At 73.2% G+C, this 21408-nt stretch carries 20 protein-coding genes; 7 read left to right on the forward strand and 13 right to left on the reverse strand.

Annotated features, from left to right (window positions below; all coding sequences use genetic code 11):
- Positions 1–10: 10 nt before the first annotated feature.
- Complete coding sequence (locus ABZW17_RS19275) at positions 11–715, reverse strand: 2OG-Fe dioxygenase family protein (protein ID WP_354815397.1); 705 nt, start codon at positions 713–715, stop codon at positions 11–13.
- 34 nt (positions 716–749) lie between these two features.
- Complete coding sequence (locus ABZW17_RS19280) at positions 750–1625, reverse strand: helix-turn-helix transcriptional regulator (protein ID WP_354815400.1); 876 nt, start codon at positions 1623–1625, stop codon at positions 750–752.
- 271 nt (positions 1626–1896) lie between these two features.
- On the opposite strand from ABZW17_RS19280, the gene ABZW17_RS19285 reads away from it, so the two are divergent.
- Entirely contained in the window at positions 1897–2328 is a 432-nt protein-coding gene (locus tag ABZW17_RS19285; protein WP_354815403.1) for a hypothetical protein, read from the forward strand.
- A 7-nt stretch (positions 2329–2335) separates the two neighbouring features.
- Here ABZW17_RS19285 and ABZW17_RS19290 read toward each other — a convergent pair whose 3' ends face one another.
- On the reverse strand, positions 2336–2641 hold the full coding sequence (locus ABZW17_RS19290) for a hypothetical protein (protein WP_354815406.1): 306 nt from the start codon (positions 2639–2641) through the stop codon (positions 2336–2338).
- A 122-nt stretch (positions 2642–2763) separates the two neighbouring features.
- Here ABZW17_RS19290 and ABZW17_RS19295 point away from each other — a divergent pair, with 122 nt between their 5' ends.
- Complete coding sequence (locus ABZW17_RS19295; protein ID WP_354815409.1) at positions 2764–3669, forward strand: hypothetical protein; 906 nt, start codon at positions 2764–2766, stop codon at positions 3667–3669.
- Between the two features lie 77 nt (positions 3670–3746).
- Entirely contained in the window at positions 3747–4184 is a 438-nt protein-coding gene (locus ABZW17_RS19300) for a L,D-transpeptidase (RefSeq protein WP_285993157.1), read from the forward strand.
- Here the strand turns inward: ABZW17_RS19300 and ABZW17_RS19305 are convergent.
- Both ABZW17_RS19305 and ABZW17_RS19310 read right to left on the reverse strand, forming a co-directional pair.
- Positions 4139–4582, reverse strand: a complete 444-nt coding sequence (locus ABZW17_RS19305) for a hypothetical protein (RefSeq protein ID WP_354815412.1) — start codon at positions 4580–4582, stop codon at positions 4139–4141. The two genes, ABZW17_RS19300 and ABZW17_RS19305, sit on opposite strands and share 46 nt — an antisense overlap.
- Positions 4579–5010 (reverse strand): hypothetical protein, encoded by a 432-nt coding sequence (locus tag ABZW17_RS19310; protein ID WP_354815414.1) that lies wholly within the window; start codon positions 5008–5010, stop codon positions 4579–4581. Before ABZW17_RS19310 ends, ABZW17_RS19305 begins: the two co-directional genes overlap by 4 nt.
- A gap of 105 nt (positions 5011–5115) precedes the next feature.
- Between ABZW17_RS19310 and ABZW17_RS19315 the strand changes: the two genes are divergently transcribed.
- Positions 5116–6477 (forward strand): NAD-dependent succinate-semialdehyde dehydrogenase, encoded by a 1362-nt coding sequence (locus ABZW17_RS19315; RefSeq protein ID WP_354815417.1) that lies wholly within the window; start codon positions 5116–5118, stop codon positions 6475–6477.
- A gap of 1 nt (position 6478) precedes the next feature.
- On the opposite strand, the gene ABZW17_RS19320 is transcribed toward ABZW17_RS19315, so the two are convergent.
- Positions 6479–9250 (reverse strand): BTAD domain-containing putative transcriptional regulator, encoded by a 2772-nt coding sequence (locus ABZW17_RS19320; protein ID WP_354815420.1) that lies wholly within the window; start codon positions 9248–9250, stop codon positions 6479–6481.
- 121 nt (positions 9251–9371) lie between these two features.
- Between ABZW17_RS19320 and ABZW17_RS19325 the strand changes: the two genes are divergently transcribed.
- A complete protein-coding gene (locus ABZW17_RS19325; protein ID WP_354815423.1) occupies positions 9372–9515 on the forward strand; it encodes a hypothetical protein in 144 nt (47 codons plus the stop codon).
- A 161-nt stretch (positions 9516–9676) separates the two neighbouring features.
- Positions 9677–10048, forward strand: a complete 372-nt coding sequence (locus tag ABZW17_RS19330; protein ID WP_354815426.1) for a DUF742 domain-containing protein — start codon at positions 9677–9679, stop codon at positions 10046–10048.
- On the opposite strand, the gene ABZW17_RS19335 is transcribed toward ABZW17_RS19330, so the two are convergent.
- The 4 genes from ABZW17_RS19335 to ABZW17_RS19350 all read right to left on the reverse strand — a co-directional run bounded on the left by ABZW17_RS19335 (position 10035) and on the right by ABZW17_RS19350 (position 15461).
- Positions 10035–10865, reverse strand: coding sequence for an alpha/beta hydrolase (locus tag ABZW17_RS19335; RefSeq protein ID WP_354815428.1), 831 nt, complete (start codon positions 10863–10865; stop codon positions 10035–10037). The two genes, ABZW17_RS19330 and ABZW17_RS19335, sit on opposite strands and share 14 nt — an antisense overlap.
- A 63-nt stretch (positions 10866–10928) precedes the next feature.
- On the reverse strand, positions 10929–11552 hold the full coding sequence (locus ABZW17_RS19340; RefSeq protein WP_354815431.1) for a TetR/AcrR family transcriptional regulator: 624 nt from the start codon (positions 11550–11552) through the stop codon (positions 10929–10931).
- A 63-nt stretch (positions 11553–11615) separates the two neighbouring features.
- Entirely contained in the window at positions 11616–12185 is a 570-nt protein-coding gene (locus ABZW17_RS19345) for a DinB family protein (RefSeq protein WP_354815433.1), read from the reverse strand.
- A 12-nt stretch (positions 12186–12197) separates the two neighbouring features.
- Complete coding sequence (locus tag ABZW17_RS19350) at positions 12198–15461, reverse strand: glucodextranase DOMON-like domain-containing protein (protein ID WP_354815436.1); 3264 nt, start codon at positions 15459–15461, stop codon at positions 12198–12200.
- 123 nt (positions 15462–15584) lie between these two features.
- On the opposite strand from ABZW17_RS19350, the gene ABZW17_RS19355 reads away from it, so the two are divergent.
- Positions 15585–15995 (forward strand): ATP-binding protein, encoded by a 411-nt coding sequence (locus ABZW17_RS19355; RefSeq protein WP_354815439.1) that lies wholly within the window; start codon positions 15585–15587, stop codon positions 15993–15995.
- Between the two features lie 5 nt (positions 15996–16000).
- Here ABZW17_RS19355 and ABZW17_RS19360 read toward each other — a convergent pair whose 3' ends face one another.
- The 3 genes from ABZW17_RS19360 to ABZW17_RS19370 all read right to left on the reverse strand — a co-directional run bounded on the left by ABZW17_RS19360 (position 16001) and on the right by ABZW17_RS19370 (position 21362).
- Entirely contained in the window at positions 16001–16735 is a 735-nt protein-coding gene (locus tag ABZW17_RS19360; protein WP_354815442.1) for a GAF and ANTAR domain-containing protein, read from the reverse strand.
- Positions 16736–16983: 248 nt separating this feature from the next.
- Positions 16984–17286, reverse strand: a complete 303-nt coding sequence (locus ABZW17_RS19365) for an STAS domain-containing protein (RefSeq protein WP_354815445.1) — start codon at positions 17284–17286, stop codon at positions 16984–16986.
- Positions 17283–21362 (reverse strand): SpoIIE family protein phosphatase, encoded by a 4080-nt coding sequence (locus tag ABZW17_RS19370; protein WP_354815448.1) that lies wholly within the window; start codon positions 21360–21362, stop codon positions 17283–17285. Before ABZW17_RS19370 ends, ABZW17_RS19365 begins: the two co-directional genes overlap by 4 nt.
- Positions 21363–21408 lie beyond the last annotated feature (46 nt).

Below are 21408 nucleotides of genomic sequence, written 5' to 3' on the forward strand. Positions count from 1 at the left end.
CCGGGGCGTGTCAGCCGAGGCCGTAGGTCTGCGGGTAGTCCACAGTGCACACGAGCGCGTCGCGCCGGGCCCGGCGGCCGGGCGGGGCGACCAGCGGGCTTGCGGTGTGCAGGAACCGGGCGTCCTCGAACACGATGAGCTGCCCGGGCTCGAGCCGCTGCGCGTGGACCGGGGTTTCCGGGTCTTCGGGCCGGAACAGGGTCGTCTCCGCGCCGGTGCCGTCACGGTCCACGACGTAGACGAAGACGAACTCCTCGCCGTCGGCGTGCGGGCGCGTCACGACGTTGGTGAAGGTGCGGAAGAGGTTGACGCCGAACGTCCCCCGCGGCCGGCGGCGGCCTTCCGGGACGAGACCCAGTGCGGCGCGGATCCAGGCCGCGAACAGCGGATCGCCCGCGACCGGCGTGCGGGCGTACTCACGGCGTTCGGGGCGGCCACCGCGGTCCTCGATGGCGATTTCGGCGTGCTCGGCCAGCGTCAGGTCCTCGCCTTGCCACGCGTACTCGACGACGTCCCGGGCCCGCTCCCGGTCTGCGGGGATGTCGCCGGGGTAGCGGCGGAGGACGTCCTGGGTGAAGTAGCTGCGCAGGAGGTGCTCGCGCAGGCGCGCGCCGGGCAGGCCCAGGTCGTCGTCGGACACGACGAGGTAGCCGTCGGTTTCGAGCCGCTTCCGGTGCAGCCGGAGGTCTTCGGGAAAGGGGAAGTCGAAAGCCATGCGTTCGTCCCAACGTGAAGGAAAAGAAGAGGGGTCAGGCGGACAGCCCGGCCTGGACCTCGCGGATCAGGGCCCGGCTTTCGTCGGGTTCCAGCGAGGCGGCGACCAGGGCGTCGTGGTAGCCGCGGTAGTAGGCGACCGTCTCGGCGGTCTCGATGTGGCGGAACCCGGCGTGCGTCTCGATGTGCACGATGTCGCGGTCGAGCTCGTCCTCGAACTCGAAGTAGGCGTACATGCAGCTCATGGAGAACAGCGGGGGCTGGGAGAACGGGAAGACGCGCAGTTCGACGTTCGGCGCGGTCGACCGTTCCACCAGGTGGTCCAGTTGGGCGTGCATGATGTCGCGGGAGCCGACGAACTGCCGCAGCGCGGATTCGTGGGTGACCGCGACCAGCTTCAGCGGGTCCATGCCCTCGCGCTCGGCGAGGGCGTCCTTGCGGCGTTCGCGCAGCTCGACGAGGCGGTCGACCTCCTCGGGCGACCACCACGACTCGTGCGTCGAATACTGGGCGCGGGCGTACTCGGGTGTCTGCAGGAGCACCGGCAGCAGCGGGATCGTGTAGATCCGGGCCACCGTCGCTTCGGTCTCGTACGCGAGGTGCGCGTCGAGCCCGGGGGTCGCCGTGGTCTGCGAGTAGTCGGTCCACCAGCCCTGCCGGCCGGACGCCTTCACCCAGCGCATCAGCCGGTCGGCCAGCTGGGTGTTCTCGATCCCGTAGAAGCGGATCAGGTCGCGGACGTCCCTGGCCTGCGGGCTGCCCTGCGCGTTCTCGAGCCGGGAAAGCTTCGACGTCGAGATCAGCAGCGCTTCGGCCACCTCGTCGAGGGTGCGGCCGGATTCGTCACGCAGGTTCTTGAGCGTGTCCGCGATCCTTCGGCGCGGCACGATCGGGCCTTGCGTGATGGCCATGGGGACCTTCGTTCTGACGTGTGGGCCGTTCAGGATGGGAAGGCTGGTGGTGGGTTTCCCATCGCGCCGCGGACGATACCCCTTCCCCTCGACCGGCGGGCGACGACACCCCCTGCCGCACCGGTTTCGGCAGGTGGGCATCCCTCTGACGGACAGGCTACGCCGAACAGGTAGTCCCGCCCTGGGATTCCGTCGTGGGAATTGCAAAGCGAGTGTGCCCAGGGCGACACTTGCAGGGCACTGGACGGCACCGAGGGGAAGGGGCCCGACCATGTTCGTCGTACTGAAATTCGGTGTGCTCATCCGGGTGCTGGCCGTGGCCGCCGTCGCCGGTTTCCTGCTGTTCCTGCTGCTCGGCGGCCTGTCGCCGGGGGCGGCGGACTCTCCTGGCACGACGGCGCCGAACCCCGCCGCCGGCGGCAGCGACCTGCTCGCGCGGGAAGCGCCCACGCCGTACGTCGTGACCGGCACCGGCAACGGCCTGAACATCCGGTCCTGTGCGGCGTCGACGTGCCGGCGGGTCGGCTGGGTCGCCGACGGCGGCACGTTCGTGGCGGAGTGCTGGACGCACGGCACCCCCGCCGCGGGCGACGACCGCTGGCTGCGCGGCACGGCCGGCGCCGGCACGGGCTACGCGGCGGCGCACTTCCTCCGGGGCAGCGGCGCGCCGGAGTGCGGGACGAGCCCCGCGCGCCGGACGTGACGCCGGGTCACTCGCCGCGCATCGAACGGCGGATCTCGGCCAGCCTGTCCTTGGCCGCCTGGTCGCGGTCGGCGAGCTGCTTGTCGAGGGCCTCGGCGGTGTGCTCGGTGCCGAGCCCGGCGACGTCGGCGGCCCCGAGGGACGTGGTGTAGCGGTTCTCGATCTTGTCCCGGACGAAGTCGAAGCTGGGCACGCCGCCCTGGCTGTAGTCCGGATCCGGCAGCGGCGGCGACGGGATCGCGATCGCCGCGGTCGGGGTGTCGTCGACGATTTCGCCCTCGACCACGTTCGGGTCGTCGTCGGGTTTGCTCATCTCCCGACCTTAGCGCCGTTGTGGGCAGTCCTGCCGCAACCAGTGGGTAATTCGGCCGTGGGCCCGGCGGGCGTGGTGGGGAATTCTCGACGCGCACAGCCGGTGTCCGGAGGGAGCAGACCATGAGTGCCGGGGCCTACCGCGCCGAAACCGCGGAAATGGGGGCGGTCGTGAGGGCGGTCGAGGACGTCGGGTCGTCCTTCCTCTCCGCGACCCGCGACCTGGAAGGCCTGGTGCTGGACGCGTTGTCCTTCGCCGGGATCGGCAGCGGGGTCGCCGCCGCGAACACCGCGTTGCACTCGACGCTCGGCAGCGCCCTCCAGAAGCTGCTCGGCCTCCTGGCGAACGTGAACCAGAACGTCCAGACCGCCGCGGACGGCTACCGGTCCGCCGACACCGACGTCGCCCAGGCCTACGGCGGCGGACAGGGCGGCGGGGGTGGCGCGGCCGCCGCCGCGCCGCCGCAGCTCGACCCCCGGGTCGTCGACTCGATCATGCGGTCCGAAGGGGCGACGGGGGAGCAGGGCGGGGTGCCCGAGGCCTACGGCTTCCGGCAGAACATGCACAACGGCTACGACCGGATCATCGCCGCGCGCGAGCAGTACGGGATCGGCAGCGCCGAAGAACGCGCGGTCGTCGCCGACCTGATGACCGCGAACGCGCGCACGGCCGGCGCGCTCAACTTCACCGATCCCGGCGCCCAGGCCGCGGTCATGTCCGGCGCGCACATGCGCGGCGCCGGCGGTGTCCGGGCCATCCTCAACCACATGGCGGGCGACGACATCGTCCGCAGCTCGCGCACGCTGTCCGACGCGGCGGTCCAACACGCGCAAGGGCTGACACCGGAGCAGTTCCAGCAGGAGTTCCGCGACGCGCGCGTCGAGTACGACCGCCAGGTCTACGGCGGGACGACGACCACCCAGGGCGGGCACACGCAGAACTGGTGGGACCGTTACGGCAACGGCCTGACCCGCCGCTACGACCGCGAGCAGACCGAGTTCCTCGGGCTTTCGCAGCCGCAGAACTGAGTTCCGGTCTTTCCGGTTCGAAGATCGCTCGACGGGGCACTCTCACCGTGTAGCCGAACGACAACGGGAGGCACACGATGAACCGGAGGATGATCGCACTACTGGGCGGGGTCGCCGCGATGGCGGGGACCGTGGCGTTCGCGGGAACGGCCGAAGCGGCGTCGACGCCGTGCAGTGCCGAGGCGAAGGCCTGCGTCCAGCGCAGTTCGAACACCGCGTGGCTGACCGACGGCGCCGGGAACGTCACCTACGGCGGCGTCCCGATCACCGTGGGGCTGCCGAAGTACCCGACCCCGCTGGGGAAGTTCCACGTGCAGTACAAGGACATCGACCACTACAGCAAGCAGTTCAACGGGCCGATGCCGTACTCGGTGTTCTTCACCACCACCGGGGTCGCGTTCCACCAGGGCAGCCTGAAGGTCAAGTCCCACGGGTGCGTGCACCTTTCGCACGGCGCCGCGGTGACGTTCTACAATTCGCTGCACCCGGGTGACGTCGTCGAGGTGGTGCCCTGATCCGTCCGTTGTGGACGGTCGAGGAGCGCGCCGGCGACGGCGCCGAACACCAGGTGGTCCAGGATCTGCGGCCCGCGCGGCAACCCCCGCACGGCGGGGTGGCCGCGGGCCGCGATCCCGAGGTCCAGCGCCGCGATGGCCAGCCCGGCGACCGCGCCGCGGCCGGCGCCCAGCCGGTGGCGGCGGCCGGCGGCGGCGAGCACGCCGGTCCAGACCGCGGAGACGACCACGTGCGCGACCAGCCCGGCGGCGACGCCGGGCCGGTCGCGTCGGCCCGGCAGGAGCGTGCCCGCCGCGCGGGTGGCCGCCAGGACGTCACCGCCGGTGACGAGCGCGTGGACGGTCGACGGTATCCCGCTCACCACCGCGGCGACGGTGCCCGCGCTCGCGGCTTTCATCCGGCCAGGTACGCGGCCACCCGGATCCGCAGGCCGCGGACGTGGGGGAGCGCGATCGTGAACGCCGGCGCGGGCCGGTAGCCCGGCCACGGGCCGCCGTGCGCGCACGGACCGGCGAAGTACACGAAGCCGTCTTCGTCGTCGTAGCGGCCGGGTGTCCAGAGTTTCGCGTCACCCGCGCGGGGATTCCGAGCCCGCGCGGCCCAGTAGGCGTCGTGTTTCATGACGCGGCGCAACTGCCCGGCGAAGGCCGCCAGTTCGGCTTCGGGCAGGCCGAGCCCGCGGCCACTCCACACCCGCGGCATGCGTTCCGTCGTGCGCGCGGGGCTGGCGAACGTGATCGCGCCGTCGGCGTACTGCCGCGACCAACGCGCGTTTTTCGGGGCTGTTGCGGCGAATTCGGGTCCGCCGGTGAGTTCCAGCGTCATGGGGGAACGATAGTCGATCAAGCGTGGCGGGGTACCGCCGCGCGGGTGCCGATCAGTGCCTCAATAGTGTATACAGTATTCAGTAGTCCGGCAAAGGAGGCCGCTTTGTATACAGTCACCAACCCGGCGACGGGCGAGCTGGTGGACGAGCTCCCGAACGCGGCCGACGAGGAGGTCCGCGCGGCGATCGACCGGGTCCACCGCGGGTACGGCGCCTGGCGCGCCCGGCCGGTCGCCGAGCGCGCCGCGGTCGTGTTGCGCGCGGCGGAGCTGTTCGCCGAGCGCGCCGGCGAGCTGGCCGCGATCATGACGCTGGAGATGGGCAAGCGGATCAACGAAGGCCGCGGCGAAGTGGGCGTGGTCGTCGACATCTTCCGCTACTACGGCTCGCGGGGCCCGGAGCTGCTGGCGGACGAGCCGTTGCCGATCCGCGGCGGCGAGGCGGTGCTGACGAAGGAGCCGATCGGGGCGCTGCTGGGCGTCATGCCGTGGAACTTCCCGTGCTACCAGGTGGCCCGGTTCGTGGCGCCGAACCTGGTGCTGGGCAACACGATCCTGCTGAAGCACGCATCGATCTGCCCCCGTTCGGCGGCGGCGATCGAGGCCGTGCTGCACGACGCCGGCGTACCCGAGGACGCGTACGTGAACGTGTACGCGTCGAGCCGCCAGGTCCCGTGGATGCTCGCGGACCCGCGCCTGGCCGGGGTGTCGCTGACGGGCAGCGAGCAGGCGGGCATCGCGGTGGCGGCCGAAGCCGGCCGCAACCTGAAGCGGTGCGTCCTGGAACTGGGCGGCTCGGACCCCCTGATCGTCCTGGACACCGACGACCTGGACGAGACGGTCCGCACGACGGCCACGGCCCGGATGCGCAACTGCGGCCAGTCGTGCAACGCCCCGAAGCGCATCATCGTGCTGGGCGAGCTGTACGAGGAGTTCACGGACCGGTTCGCCAAGCGCGTGACGGAGTACTACGTCCCGGGAGACCCGGCAAACCCGGCGACCACCCTGCCCCCACTGGCATCGGCATCGGCAGCGGACGAAGTGGCGGCACAGATCCAGGCGGCGGTCGCGGCAGGGGCAACGTTGCGCGCGGGCGGCCACCGGGTACCGGGGCCGGGAGCGTACGTGGAGGCAACGGTCCTGACGGACGTGACGCCGGCAATGGCGGCGTACCACGAGGAGATCTTCGGGCCGGTGGCGTTGTTGTTCCGCGCGGAGACCGAGGAGGAGGCGATCGCCCTGGCGAACGACACACCGTTCGGACTGGGCGCAAGCGTGTTCGGAACGGATCGGCCGCGCGCGGCCCGGGTGGCACGGAGGATCGAGGCGGGGATGGTTTACGTGAACAAGTCGGGAGGGTCAGAGGCGGATTTGCCGTTCGGCGGGATCAAGCGGTCGGGGATGGGCCGGGAACTGGGGGCGCTGGGAATCGAGGAATTCATGAACAAGAAGCCCATCCGCCTCTAGCTCACGCCGGCGTTCCGAGCAGCTCCCGGATCTCCTCGACCTCCGGCGCCCGCAACTCGCCGTACGCCGCCAACGCCGCCTCCAGATGACGCCGAGCCTCAGCCGACTCACCAACGCCGAGATGGGCCAACCCCAACCCCCGATGGGCCACCGCGCGTTCCCGGAGGTGACCGGACCGGCGAGCCAGCTCCAAAACCTTCCCGTACAACGAAATCGCCTCAACCCCGCTCTTCGTCGCCGCCAGGTCGTTGAGGGCTGTCACCTCCAGGTTCGTGTTGCCGCCCGCGCGGGCGAACTCCAGGGCTCGGCGGAAATGCTCGTCCGCCTTCTCCTCGTGGCCCAATCCCGCATACGCGCTGCCCAACGCCGCCAGCACCGGGGCGCCCAGGCCCGCCGAATCCAGGTCCTCCGCTATCCGGCCGCTGCGGTGCAGGTACTCCAGTGCCTTCTGATGGTCGCCGCACCAGCGGTGGTGCTCTCCGATGTTGCACAGCGCTATTCCCTCCAGCAGTGCGTGGCCCGTCCGGCGTGCTGCCGCCAACGCCAGGTCGTACTGCTCGCGGGCCGCCGGGCGATTGCCCCGGAAGTCCGCGATTGTCGCGATGCTGTTGCGGGCCATGCTTTCCAGCACGTCGTTCCGCTGCGCCACGGCCAGGGCGAGCGCCTCGTCCAGCTGTGACGCGGCTTCGTCGAACCGGCCGAGGAAGATCAGGGCCTTGCCGACGGCGTGGGCCTCGAACCCCCGTTCGCGCGTGCCCGGGCCCGCCACGGCCGACGCGGCCGTGTGGAGCGTCAGTGCCTCGTGGTGGTGCGCCCCGACGTACAGGTACCGCCACAGCGTCGCCGACAGGCGGACCACGTGGCCGGCCAAGGTCTCCGGCGCGGTCGTGGCCAACGCCAGCATCGTGGCCCGCTCGGCGTCCAGCCACGCCCGCGCCTCCCGGGCGTTCGCGAAGGACGGACCCGGTCCGGGCGGGGGCGGGCGCAGGTACGGCTCGTGCGGGGAGAACAGGTCCATGGCCGCCGCCGCGCCGGACAGGTAGTGGTCGAACAGGCGGGTCGTCGCCGCCAGGCGGGTGGCCGGGTCCAGCAGCTCCGCCGCGTACAGCTTGACCAGGTCGTGCATCCGGAAACGGCCCGGCAGGTGCTCCTCCAGGAGGCTCGCCGCGCACAACGCTCGCAGGGTGCGGGCGTCCCCGAGCAACGCCGTCGCGGCCGCGCGCCCGATGTCGCCCGCCGGCACGAGGCCCAGCAGGCGGAACGCCGACGCGGCCGCCGGGGACAGCGAGCGAACGGAGGCGTCGAACACCGCGCGCAGGCTCGCGGTCAGCTCCCCGGTGTCCAGCGCGTCCAGCCGGCTCTCGCGCAGCTCGGCGGCCAGCGCGGCCAGCCGCCGGCCCGGCTGGACCGCGACGCGGGCGGCGACGATCGCCAGCGCCAGCGCCAGCCCGCCGCACCGGTCCAGGATCTCGCGGGCCGCCTCGGGTTCGTCGGCGAGGCGGGCCGCGCCCAGCTTGTGCGCCAGCAGCTCCCGCGCCTGGTCCTCGTCGAGCGTCCGCAGGGGCAGCGCGCTCGCGCCGTGCGTGGTGAGCAGGCCGCCCAGCTCGTGGCGGCTGGTGACCAGGACCGAACACGAGGACCCGCCGGGCAGCAACGGCGTCACGTGCCGCGTGTCGCGGGCGTTGTCGAGCACCACCAGCAGCCGGCGGCGGGCGGTGAGACTCCGGTACAGCGCCCCCTGCCCGTCCGGCTCCGGCGGGATCGACGCCGCGGCGACCCCCAGCGCGCCGAGGAAGCCGCGGACCGCGCGCTCGGCCGGCACCGGTTCGTGCGCCGGGTCGAACCCGCGGAGGTCGACGTAGAGCTGGCCGTCGGGGAAGCGGCTCGCGTGGTCGGTCGCCCACCGCACCGCCAGCCACGTCTTCCCGAGGCCGCCCGCGCCGGTAACCACCGCGACCGCGCCGTCCGGTGCCAGCATCCGGTCGAGCGCCGCCAGCTCGACGGCGCGCCCGGAGAACGAGGACGCCGCGGCCGGGAGCTGACGCGGTTCCGGGCCGCCGCCCGCCAGGATCCGCTCGTGGACGCCGCGCAGCCGCGGGCCCGGGTCGGCGCCCAGCTCGTCCGCCAGGCGTGCCCGGACCGCTTCGTACTCCCGCAGCGCGTCGGCCGGGCGCCCGTCCAGGAACAGCGCCTCGATCCGCTGTGCCGCCGCCCGTTCGCCGCTCGCGCCGTCCGGCGCGGGCCGCGCGAGCACGGCGGCGTGGCCACCGGTGCGCAACCGCAGGTCGTCGCGATCCAGCACGGCCGTCTCGTGCTTGCGCTCCAGCTCGCGGCGGACGCCGTGCACCCACGGCGAATCCAGCTCGCTGAGCGGCGTCCCCCGCCAGAGCGACAGGGCCTCGTCGTACAGCGCGAGCGCGGCGTGGTCGTCCGCCGTCGCCTTCGCGCGCCGGACGAGGTGCTCGAAGCGGTGGACGTCCACCAGCAGCGGGTCGGCGACGAGGACGTAGCCGTCGCGCTCGCGCTCGATCGTCACCCCGTCGAGGGCACCCAGCAGTGAGCGCAGCCGCGAAACGTACGCGTACAGCGAGTTCTTCGGCTGCCGGGGTGGCCGTTCGCCCCACACGCGGTCGACGAGCCGGTCGGCCGGGACCGCGCGGCCGGCGTCGAGCATCAGCACCGCCAGCACGTCGCGCTGGCGTGCGGGCCCGACGTCGAGCCGGGTACCGCCGGCCACGACCTCGACGGCGCCCAGCACCCGCAGCTCCACCACGTCCCCGCCCTCCCTGCCTCCAGGCGTAGCGGATCGGCGACGCCCCGGCAAGGTCTGGGCAAGATTTCCCCAACGGCCCCGGTCCACCGTGACGGCACCGACGACCAGGGCAGGAGCCGCCATGATTTCCGACGCCCACCTCCGCGCGCGCATCGCCGAGGTCCAGCAGGAGTTCGCCGCCGCCCGGGGGTGGGGCCGGCGGGTGAGGCGCCTGCTGGCCAGGGCCCGGCGGGCGCGGAAGCCGGCGGAGTTGTCAGATCGCTGATAATCCCCCCGGATGATTTTCCTCCCCCTGGGTGGTGTCGTTCAACGGCGCCACCCTGACCAGCAGTTAACCGTCCGTTAGCCTGTTCGGTCGATTGCGGAGGAGTCGATCACGGTGTCGAATAATCGCCGACAAGGATTAATCGCCGTGAGGAGCTGGCTGTGCACTGGGGGACCGCGCTCGAAGACGGAGGGGCGGCGGGACTCGTCCGTCCGTACTTCCGCACCCACGGCCGGACGCGGCCGACGCGTGACCTTCCCGTCGAGACGCTGGTCTCGACCACAGCGCGCGGGCGGGCCATGACGCGGGGCAGCACGGCGGAAGAGTCGGAAATCTGCGTGCTGTGCCGCACTTCGCAGTCGGTGGCCGAGGTCGCCGCGCGCCGGCGCCTCCCGCTCGGCGTCGCGCGGGTGCTGCTCTCCGACCTCGCCGATCGCGGTCTCGTCGCCGTGCACACCACCAAGCGCGGCAACGGCAACCGGCCGAACCTGGACCTGATGAAGCGCATCCTGCACGGCCTCAGCCGGCTGTGAACTCCCGGACCAGCCGGGCGAACTCCGCCGGCTGGTCCAGCGGCAGGAGCGTGTAGCTGTCGGCCACCTCGGCCAGCTCGCCCTTGGGCAGCAGGGCGGCCAGCCGCCGGCCGTGCTCGGGCGGCATCACGCGGTCTTCGGCGGCCCAGGCGACCAGCACCGGGCGGTCGAAAGCGGGCAGCCGCTCGGCCGCCTCCACCAGGATTCCCGGTGCGGCGGCGGCCGCCCGGAGCACGCGGACCGTGTCGCGGCGGACGTCCGCCCGGGTCAGCAGCGGACGGATCCAGCGAGCCGTGGCGGCGTCGCCGCGTTTCGTGAGCCGGCCGAACGCGATCGGGAGACGGCGCACCGCGCGCAGCCGCAGCTGCTGCGCGAACAGCCCGAACAGGCGCGGCGAAAGCTTCCCGGCGAGGAACAGCGTCCTGCCGGTGAGGCCGGGCGGGAAGTTGTCGAACGCGTCGCACGACGCCAGGACCACCCGGCTCACCCGGGGCGCGCCGTCCGCCATGAGCAGCTGGATCAGCGCGCCGCCCGTGTCGACGCCGGCCAGCGTGACCTCCCGCAGGTCGAGCCGCTCCAGGAACTCGGCCAGCAGCCGTGCGACGCCGGGCATCGACAGGTCGGCGTCGGCGCGCATCGGGTGGCGGTGCGCGCCGAGCGGCAGTGTCGGGACCACACGGCGAAGGCCGTCGAGGGCCGCCACCGGGGCGTCCCACAGCGAGCCGTCCATCAGGAGGCCGTGGACGAAGACGACGACCGGGCCCGCCCCGCCCGTGTCGGTGTACTCGACGGTGCCCGCGGACAGCTCGACCTGCATCTCGGCCTCCCAGAGAAGTCACTCGAGCAGAAGTGAACCACGTGGTTCGCAAACTGTCGAGGATCAGGGTGCGGCCTCCTCCCGCTCGACCGCCCGCAGCAACGCCGCGAACCCGGCCGCCGCACCGTCGCCGTCCGGGCTGGTCAGCAGGTCCACGAGGAAACCGCGCAGCGTCGCGAGGATCATCTCGGCGACCTCGACCTTGCGCTGCTCCGGCCAGTGCGGCGGGCAGAACGACACCAGCGTCGGCAGGTACTGCTGGGACGCGCCCCGGCCGAGCGCGGCGTACCGGCCCGGGTCGTACATCGCCAGGCCCATCGCCTGGTCGAGGACGCGCCGCAGCTGCGTTTCCTCGTCGCGCAGGCTGACCCAGGCGGCCCGGACACGCCCGGCGAGCGTCGGCGATTCGCCGGCGACGGCGGTCAGCGCGTTGCCGATCCGCCGTTCCCGCAGCGCGAAGACCACCTGCCGCAGGAGGTCTTCGGCACCTTCGAAGTGGTAGAGCAGCACCTTGTGCGTGGTGCCGGCCGCCCGGGCGGCGCGCCGCAGCGAGAAGTCGACGAGCCCGTTCTCGGCGACGTCGTCGGTGATCTTCGCCAGCAGTTCCCGGCGCCGGGCTTCGCCGCGGGGCGACCCGGCCGACCGCCGGTAACCCGCCCGGGCCGGTTCGTCGGTAGCGTTGTCCACGACGGACAGCTTGGCACGCGCAGATCCGCCGGGTCTTCGTCCCCGGCCGGGTCGTGGCTTTGTCTACTTCGGACCCCGTGCGGCCCGGGCCGCTCGCTCGATCTCTGCGTGCCTTGCCGCCCAGAAGCTTTCGTCCCGGTGGGCCGCTGTCGCCGTCTTGCCGTCCAGGTGTTCTCTCAGGATGTCCGCGTGGCCGGTGTGGCGGCTTGTCTCCGTCAGCACGTGGACCAGGATGGTGAAGAGCTTCACGTTCGGGCGGGGCCACCAGGGCACGTGGCCTTCGGCGTCGATGGGCAGCTCGGTGATCGTCTTGTCGGAGTGGGCCCACGCCCGGCGGTAGGCGTCGGTGATCCGGTCGCGCGGCTCGTGCTCGGTCGCCCACATGTCCTTGCCGCGTGCGGCCGGATCGTCCCAGCTCGGCAGCGGCTCCGGGTACGGGCGGCCGAAGATCTCGCCGAAGGACCTGGCCTCCGTCAACGTCAGGTGCTTGACCAGGCCGAGCAGGTTCGTCCCCGTCCTCGTCAAGGGGCGGCGGACGTCGTACTCGGCCAGGCCGTCCAGCTTGCCCAGCAGCTCTTCGCGGACCTCGCGCAGGTCGCCGTGCAGGTAGTCCTTGGCGAACTCGTCGATCATTCCGCCAGCCTGTCAGCCCACCGGCACCCCGCGCACCGTCACCGGGCCGCGGGTCGGGTCCAGCTCCTGCTTCTGGTCCACGCCGGACGGGGTCAGGACGTCGAACGCCTTGGGGGCCGTCGCCGGGTCCGCCGCGCAGATCGGTGCCGTGCCGCCCGCCGCGCACACGCCGAAGGTGTACTGGCCCGCTGTCGGGGTGAACGGCCGGGCCTGGTCCGGGGAGTTGCCGTCCTGGCCGGTCAGGACCACCGCGAACGTCCAGCCCGGACCCGGGGTGCCGAAGGCCGCCTTCGCCACGCTGACCGTGATGTACCTCGTGGCCTGCGACGCCTGGACCGACGGCGTTGCCAGCGCCGCACCCGAAGCGTCGACGAGTGCCGGTTCCGCGAAGCCCTGGACCTCGATGCGGCGGCTCCACGCGTCCTGCGGGGCGATCGTGTACGCCCGGCTCGGGAACGGCGGAGCCGTCGACGTCGCCGCGGCGGCCGGGTCGTGGCCGTAGATCGTCAGCAGCTGGGCGCCCAGGGGGGAGCCGAACGTCGGGGTCAGGTCGCGGACCTGGGCGCGGAACACCAGGGTGGGGCCCGAGTCGATGACCTGGAACCGCTGGAGGTCGAACGCGCCCGCGTGGAAGTCGCCCGCCGTCGGGTACGCGTACGTTCCCGGGCCGTTGTCGTCGCCGTCCGGGTCCGTCGTGTCCAGCAGCACCGTTCCGGTGACGAAGTCCGAGCTGATCGTCTTCTGCGCGTAGCCCGTTCCCGCGCCGGTCGCGGTTGCGGTGACGACGTTCGCGCCAAGGGGGGTCGGCACCGTGGCGGTGAACGTGCCCGCCGCCGTCGCCCGGGTCGAGAGCACCGTCGTCGTGCCTGCGTCGGTGGCGGACACCGCGATGTCGACGCGGCTGCCGGCGGGCGCGGTGCCGGTGACCTGGGCCGTGGCGGTGGACACCGAGCCCGGCGCGTCCAGCGTGACCGCCAAAGCAGGCGGGGCGGACGCGTACCGCGAGCGGACTTCGGCGGGCTGTTCGGGGAGACGGCCGTCGTCGAGGGCGCGGGCCAGGCGCACCGACTGCGACTGCGCCCAGCTCAGCGGGGCCACCGAGCCCACGGACTGGCCCGGGGTGAAGCCGATCGACGCCGTCCGCGGGTCCGATCCGTAGGGCGACGCCGGCAGCGCCGGGTTTTCCCAGATCTGCTCGGGGATCAGGCCGGTCCCGTTCGTCTGGGCCCGCATCGCGCGCAGCAGCGCCGCCGCTCCGGCCCGGTCGCCGGTCTGGACCGCCTGCTCGCCGCGCTCGCCCGCGAGGACCGGCCACAGGTGACCGGACCCGGTGTTCGTCGACGGCCAGGGTGCGCCCGTCGGGCCGCAGTTCGTCGGGTCCGGCTCGTAGCAGTCGCCGTAGCCGTCCTCGCTGCCCGCCGCCGACGTGCCGTAGCGGTACCAGCCCGGGCCGGCCGGGGTGTCGCGCTTGATCACGCGGTCCACGACGGCCAGCGACGCGGCGACGTCCGGGTCGTTCGCCGGCAGCACGCCGAGGCGCGTCAGCTCGAGGAACCCGGCGTCGACGACCGCGCGCTGGTCCGCGTCGACCGAACCGTTGCCCAGGTTGTAGATGTACTCCGAGTTCGGATCGCCGTTCTTGGTCAGCCGCAGGAAGTACCGGCCGCCGTACGGCCCGTTCTGCGTCACGGTCCAGCCCTTGACGCTGCGCTGGAAGTGGTCCGCGGTGGCGCGATAGACGTTCGCGCGGGCACTGTCGCCGTTGCGGTCGGCGATCACGCCGGCCGCGACGAGCCCGGCGATCTCGGCGGCGATCGTCGAGGGGGAGTAGCCGCCCTGTTCCTCCCAGCGCTCCGAGCCGAACGCCGGCCCGTGCGCGACGACGAAGTCCGCCGCCGCCCGGATGTGGCCGGTGTAGAGCGTGCGGTCGCGGTCGAGGCCGGCCTGCAACGCCATCAGGATCGGGTACGCGCTCTCGTCGAGCTGGTCACCGCCGGAGTCGGGCGCCTTCTTGCCGTTGAGCAGGGAGTTGCGCGGGAACCGGCCGTCCGGCTGCTGCTGGCGGGAGAACAGCCACCGGACGCTCGCCCGCGCCGTCTCGCGGTCGCCGGCGGCCAAGAGCCCGGAGAAGCTTTCGTAGAGGTCGCGGGCGAAGATCTCGCGGTAGGAACCGAAGTAGACCGGCTTGCCGCCGGGTGCGTCGCCCGCGGACACCGCCTGGCCCCACGGGCTGCCCAGCGACGCCACGACCGCACCCGGGAACGTCTTGTCCTCACTGGCCTTCAGCACGTTGACCGACTGGTAGTAGGCGTAGGGGTCCTTGCCCCGCAACGGGATCAGCCCGTTGTCGTAGTCCCGCCACTCACGCGCGTACTGGCGGTAGCTCTGGTCGAACGGCGTGCGCAGGCTCGCGCCGGCCGTCGCGACGGCGGCCCGGGCGTCCGTGCCGAACCCCAGCGCCAGCACGGCCGGGCGGCGCGGCTGCAGGTCCAGCTGCGCGGTCTGCACGACGTTGCCCTGCACCGCCGACGGCGTGGTGTCGGTGAGCCGGTGGTCGCGGTCCAGCTGGGCCAGCCCGTCGCCCGCGGTGCCCGCGAACCCGCTGCTGGTGGCCAGGAACCGGTGGTCGGCGCGCAGGGCGGCGGCCAGCGGGGTGCCGTAGTCGCGGGCGGGTGCGCTCGACACCGTGTTCGCGTCGGCGCTGACCAGCGCGGACGTCGCCGCGTCCACGGTGGCCGTGTCCCCGCCGCCGTTCGCCGGGCCGCCCCCGCCGTTGCCGTTGATGCTCGCGTCGAACCGCACGTAGACCTTCAGGTCCCGCCCGGAACCCCCGAGCGGTTCCAGCCGGGTGCGGATGAGCACGCCGGTCCGGGCCGGGTCGGCCAGGTACTCGGTGACCAGCCGGTACCGCCCGCTGCGCGGCGTCGACGTCACCTCGCACGCCATCCCGCCCGCGCTCGTGCGGACCGTGTAGGTCATGTCGCGGGCCTGCAGGTCGGTGAAGCTGCGCCCGTCGGTGACGGCGAACTGCAGCGTTTCGACGTTCGTGTTGTCGATCACCGGCGCGTAGACGTCGGAGAGCACGCCGCCCGCCACGGTGAACCACGCCTTGCTCGTGGTGTTCCGCGCGGTGCCGAGGCAGTCCTTGCGGGCCAGGCCGAAGTGCGACACAGCCCCTGGTCCGGGCGCCACGGTGGTGGCGCCGGAAGCGGGGGCGGGCAGGAGGGTCGCGGCGAGCACCGCGCACAGCACCACGGACGACGTCGACCGAATCATCCGCCCATCCGATCACGACCGCCCCGGCGGGCACCAGGTCCGAACGGCGCCAGGACGCCGCTCGCGGTGATTGAGAATCCGAACTCGTGGGTAGCAAACCTGAAATCCCCCGAGGAGGTGAACGTGGAAGAGCCGGGATCGGACGGATGGCGGTACCGCGGCACGATTTCGCCACGCACGCTGCCGAGCCTGCGCCGGCACCTGGTCTCGTGGTTGCGGCGGCGCGCCGGGGACGAGGTCGGGCGGCAGGCCGACGACGTCGTCCTCGCCTGCTGGGAAGCGATGGCCAACGTGCTCGACCACGCCTACCACGGGCAACCGGGGCTGATCGACGTCCGCGCGCGGATCGACCAGGACGTGCTGATCGTGACCGTCGCCGACCAGGGCCGGTGGGCGACGCTGGCCGAGCGCGCCGACGACGGCCGTGGCCTGCGCCTGATCCAGGCCCTGGTGGACGGGCTCGACCTCCGCTCGACCGAGAACGGCACCGTCTTCACGCTCACCTGGCCGTTCCCGGCCCGCCGCAGCGCCTGAGCGCCTCAGCCGGGGGAGCGGGCCGAGGACAGGTCCACGACGAACCGGGTCGCGACGTCCCGGAGCTTCACATTGGACCGCTGTGATTCGGTGACCAGCAGTTTCATCGCGTCGTCGGCGCTGATCCGGTGCACGGCCATCAGGATGCCCTTGGCCTGCTCGATCACCGCCCGCGACCGCATCGCCGCCTCGAGTTCGGTGGCCCGCTGCCGGGCCCGGTGGTAGCGCCGCGTCGTCCGCAGCCCGAACGAGACGACCGTCGTGTAGAGCTCCAGCAGCCGCGAGTCGGTCTCCGCGAAGCCGTGGCCGCCGTAGCCGAACAGGTTGAGCGCGCCGGACAGGTGCTCGTCGACGCGCAGCGGCGCGGCGAGGTAGCTGCCGACGCCGAGTTCGAGCGCGCGTGCGGTGAATTCGGGCCACGCCGCCCCGGCCGTGGCCAGCGGGAGCCGCACCACCTCGCCGGTTTCCGCCGCGCGCAGGCACGGCCCTTCGCCCGCCGCGTACTGGAAGCGGTCGATTTCGACGGCGAGTTCGTCGGTGGAGGCCGCGGTTTCCGGTTCGCCGTCCCGGATCGCGGTGATGCTCGCCAGGTCGGCGCCCGGGATGGCGCGGACGGCCTCGGCGCAGACCGCGCCGAGGATTTCCGCCTCACCGGGCTCGGCTTCCAGCGCGCCGGTGAGATCGGCCATGGCGGCGGTCAGCTCGTCGAGCTGCTCGGCCCGGATCGGTTCACCGGTCATGCGGTCATCTCCGTCCCGGGTGGCTGCGGCTGCGGACCGCTGCTGCTTCAACGGAACGGCAGCACTTTACCCGCGTCTGTCGCGTCTTCCGCAACACCGGAACGAGAAGGGGGCGGTGACTCCGGCCCGTCGCTCGCTGCTGAACGTCGTGGGTTGGGTGCCGGGGCCACCTGGCGACGGACGGCAGCACAACCCACCCGGCCGCCGTCGCTACCGCCCGCTTACCCCGTGTGGCGGCGGTCAACCGTTCAGCGGATCATCACCTTCGCGACTTGGGTGAGCCCGGACACGCGCAGCACCCGATCCAGCAGCCGCGGCGCGAGCAACCGCAGGTCGTGCTCGCCCGCCCGGTCGAACAGCACCGCGACCCCCGCGCTGTCGAGGTAGGTCACCCCGGTCAGGTCCACGGTCACCGCCGGGCCGGCCGCCAGCTCGCGGTCCAGGGCCGAGCCGAACTCCGCGGCGTTGCTCATGTCGATCTCGCCCGTGACGGCCAGCACCCGGTCGCCGTCGTCGTCCGGGCCGCTGACCAGCGTGAGTCCCGTCGTCACGAACCGATCCTCCATTCCAGCGTGACGGTGGTCCCGGCGGCGTCGTGCCGGAAGGCGACCGAGTCGGTCAGCGCCTCCATCATCGGCACGCCGCGGCCGCGCAGTACGTGGTTGTCCGGCGGCGGCTGCTTCCAGCGGCCCCGGTCGGTCACCGTGACGACCAGGTGCCCGCCGGTGAGCCGGGCCGCCAGGTGGGCCGTCGCCCCGGCGCCGCCGAGGTAGGCGTGCTCGACGGCGTTGGCGCAGGCTTCGCCCGCCGCGACGAGCACGTCCTGCGCGAGGTCCGGTTCGAGCGCCGCGTTGGCCAGCCACGCGCGCAGCCAGTGGCGGGTCGAGGCGAGGTGGTCCGGGTGGGCCGCGAACTCGAAGTCCAGCGCGGGCACCGACCGGCGGTAGAGCAGCAGCGCGACGTCGTCCTCGTAGCCGTCGGCCGGGCGCAGCCGGTCCATCAGCGCGGACGCGAGCTCGCCGAGTTCCGCGTCGCGCGTGTCGTGGGCGACCGTGGTGGCCCGGTCCATGCCGTCGTCGAGGGACTCGCGGCGCCGTTCGACCAGGCCGTCGGTGTAGAGCACGAGCAGGGAGCCGATCGGCACGACCGCCGTGGCCTCCGGCCGCGGCGCCGCGATGCGGACGGCGAGCGGCACGCTGCCGGCGTCGTCCAGCACCTGCGCGGAGCCGTCGCGGTGCACGAGGGTGGCGGGCAGGTGCCCGGCGCTGCTGTAGGTGAGCGTGCCGGTGGCCGGGTCGAGGATCCCGCAGAAGACGGTGGTGCAGAGGGCACCCGGCAGCCGCCAGGCGAACCGGTCCAGCGCGGCCAGGGTGTGCGCCGGGCTGCTGGCTTCCAGCAGCAGCGCGCGGCAGGCGCTGCGCAGCTGGCCCATCACCGCGGCCGCGGCCAGCCCCCGGCCGACGCAGTCGCCGACGACGATGCCGATCCGGTCGCCGGGCAGCGCGATGACGTCGTACCAGTCGCCGCCCACCTCCAGCGGCGGGGTCGCCGGCTCGTAGCGCACCGCGAAACCGCCGGGCAGCTCGGCCGGGCCGAGGATCGAGCGCTGCAGGGCGAGGGCGACCTCCCGCTGCCGGTCGTCGCGGTGGGCGCGGCGCAGGGCGTGCGCGAGCGTCCCGGCCAGCAGCGCGAGCAGCGTCCGGTCCTCGGTGCCGAGCGGACGGCCCGGTGCGGGTTCGATCCACAGCGTCAGCCGGCCGCCGGGGTGGTCGAGCGTGGTGCCCGCACCGCCCTCCGCCGGCGTCGCGTGCAACGCCGGCAGCGCGCGGACGTCGTCGAGCGTCGCGCGCAGCGGCGCGGCGAGGTCCGCCCAGCGCCGGTCGCCGGGATCGGTGGAGACGAGCTCCGGCTCGCCGTCCCGCGGCCACGTCACCGCGAGGACCCGCCGGGCGTCCCACAGCTCGCGCACCAGGTCGAGCGCGGTGCGGAGCACCTCCGGGGTCCCGCTGATCCCGGCGAGGCGCTGGTTCATCGAGGCGAGCGCGCTTTCGCGCTGGTCGGCGTAGCGCTCGGCGGTGACGTCGCGGATCGTGCCGACGAGCCGGCGGCGGCCCTCGTCGTCGTGCAGCTGGCTGTAGGCGAGCGCGACCCACACCCGGTGCCCGTCCCGGTGCCGCATCGGCAGCACGAAACTGCCCCCCGGCTCGTCCCACGCCCCGCCGAAGGCGCCGGCGACCTGGCCGAAGGCGGCGGGTTCGGCGGCCGGGTCCGGCCACCACGGGAACGGCGGGGCGTAGGGCAGGTCAGCGCCGCCGAACCCGAGCAGCTCGGTGAACGCCGTGTTGATCTCCACGACCCGGCCGTCGGCGTCGCAGACGAAGAAGCCCTCCTGCAGGGACTCGATCATCGCCGCGCGCCACCGGGTGTGCTGCGACCGCAGCCGCGCCAGCTGGACGGTCGTGCGGACGCGGGCGAGCAGCTCCCGCGCCGAGAACGGCTTCACCAGGTAGTCGTCGGCGCCGGCGGCCAGGCCGTCGACGGCCGCCTCCTGCCCGGCCCGCGCGGACAGCAGCAGCACGGGCACGGCGGCGGTGCGCGCGTCGCCGCGCAGCTCGGTGAGCAGGCCGAGGCCGTCCAGCCGCGGCATCATGACGTCGCTGATGATCAGCTCGGGCGGCTCGGCGCGCGCGGCGGCGAACGCCTCGACGCCGTCGCGCACCGCGGTCACCGCGTAGTCGTCGCGCAGCAGGCGGACGAGGTAGTCCCGCATGTCGGCGTTGTCGTCGGCGACCAGCACCCGGGCGCCCGCGGCCACCGCGGGGGCGGGCCGGACGGCCTGGTCGCCGTCGGGCAGCCAGCGCAGGGCTTCCTGCACGTACGGGTCCGCCGTCTCCGCGGTGAGCCCGCCGGAAGACGGCTCCGCGACGACGTGTTCGGCGGGCAGGTGCCGGGTGCCCAGCGGCACCCGGACCCGGAAGGTCGTCCCGGCGCCCGGCGTGCTTTCCACGGCGACGCTGCCGCCGTGCATGCCGACGAGCTCGCGCACCAGCGCCAGGCCGATCCCGCTGCCCTCGTTCGACCGCGCCCGCGCCGACGGGATCCGGTGGAACCGCTCGAACAGCCGCGGCAGCTCGGCGGCGTCGATCCCGGTGCCGGTGTCGGACACGGCGACCACGGCGTCCCCGCCGTCCAGGCCGGCACTGACCCGGATCGCGCCGTCGAAGGTGAACTTGACCGCGTTGGACAGCAGGTTGAAGACGACCTTCTCCCACATCCCGCGGTCGACGTGCACCGGTTCGGGCAGCGGGCCGCAGTCGACCTCGAACACCAGCCCGGCCCGCTCGACCGCGGCGCGGAAGACACTCGCCAGCTCCCCGGTGAACGTCCCGAGGTCGACCGGTTCGAACCGCGCCTGCATCCGGCCCGCCTCGATCCGGGAGAAGTCGAGCAGGGTGTTCACCAGCCGCCCGAGCCGCAGCGCGTTGCGGTGGATGACGTCGACCTCCTCCCGCACCCGGTCGCCGGCGTCGCCGAGGGTCTCCTGGAGTTCGGTCGCCGGGCCCAGGATCAGCGTGAGCGGGGTCCGGAACTCGTGGCTGATGTTGGCGAAGAACGTGGTCTTCGCCGCGTCGAGGGCGGCCAGCTCCTCGGCGCGCTGCTGCTGGACCTGGTAGGCGATCGCGCCGTTGACCAGCGCCGTCGTCTGCTGGGCGACCAGCCCGAGGAACGTCCGGTAGGACTCGTCGAGCGCCCGCCCGGCGCTGGCCGCCAGCACGATCACCCCGGTGGGCGCGTCCCCGGCGTCACCGGGCAGCGGCAGCACCATCGCCTCGGCGGGCGGGGTCGACCAGCTGCCGGCCGGCAGCTCGCCGAACACCCCGTCCGACACCGTCCGCGGGATCCCGTCGGCGAGCACTTCCTTCAGCGGCCACGCCGCCTCGTCACCCGCGCCGGCCCCGCCGGGGGTGACGGCCGCGAGCGCCGGTTCGCCGTCGTCGCCGCGGATGTGGATCGCGGCGTAGGGGACGTCGGCCTCCGCGTGGCCCAGCAGGCCGGCGACCAGCTCGCAGGCTTCGCCGACCGTGCGGGCGATCCCGGCCTGGGCGCCGAGTTCGCGCAGCGTCGCCAGCCGGCGGGCGCCGATCACGCGCTCGGTCGTGTCCGAGACCGCGGTGAACACCGCCCGCACGGCGCCGGTGTCGTCGTGCACCGGGCTGTAGGAGTACGTCCAGTAGGTCTCTTCCCAGTAGCCGTGCCGGTTCATCGGCAGCAGCAGGTCCTCTGACCAGGTCGCTTCGCCGGTGGTCATCACGCTGTCCAGCATCGGGCCGATGATGTGCCAGATCTCGGCCCAGACCTCGGACCCCGGCTTGTCCAGCGCGGGGTGCTTGGTGCCCAGCAGCGGCAGGTAGGCGTCGTTGTAGAGGAACCGCAGCTGCGGTCCCCACCAGACGATCATCGGGAAGCGGGAGGTGAGGCAGATCCGGACGGCCGTGGTCAGGCTCGGTGGCCAGTCCCGCGGCTCGCCGAGCGGGGACGACGTCCAGTCGAAGTCCCGCATCCGGGCGGCCATCCGGCTGGTCCCGGGAAAAACGGCCCGGTGGCCGGCCTCTTCCCCGACGCTCATCACACTCCCGGCTCAAGCGACCCCGGCCGAGAATACTCGACCCCCG

Origin of the sequence: Amycolatopsis sp. NPDC004625 (assembly GCF_040609695.1) — a bacterium.
Lineage (GTDB): Bacteria > Actinomycetota > Actinomycetes > Mycobacteriales > Pseudonocardiaceae > Amycolatopsis.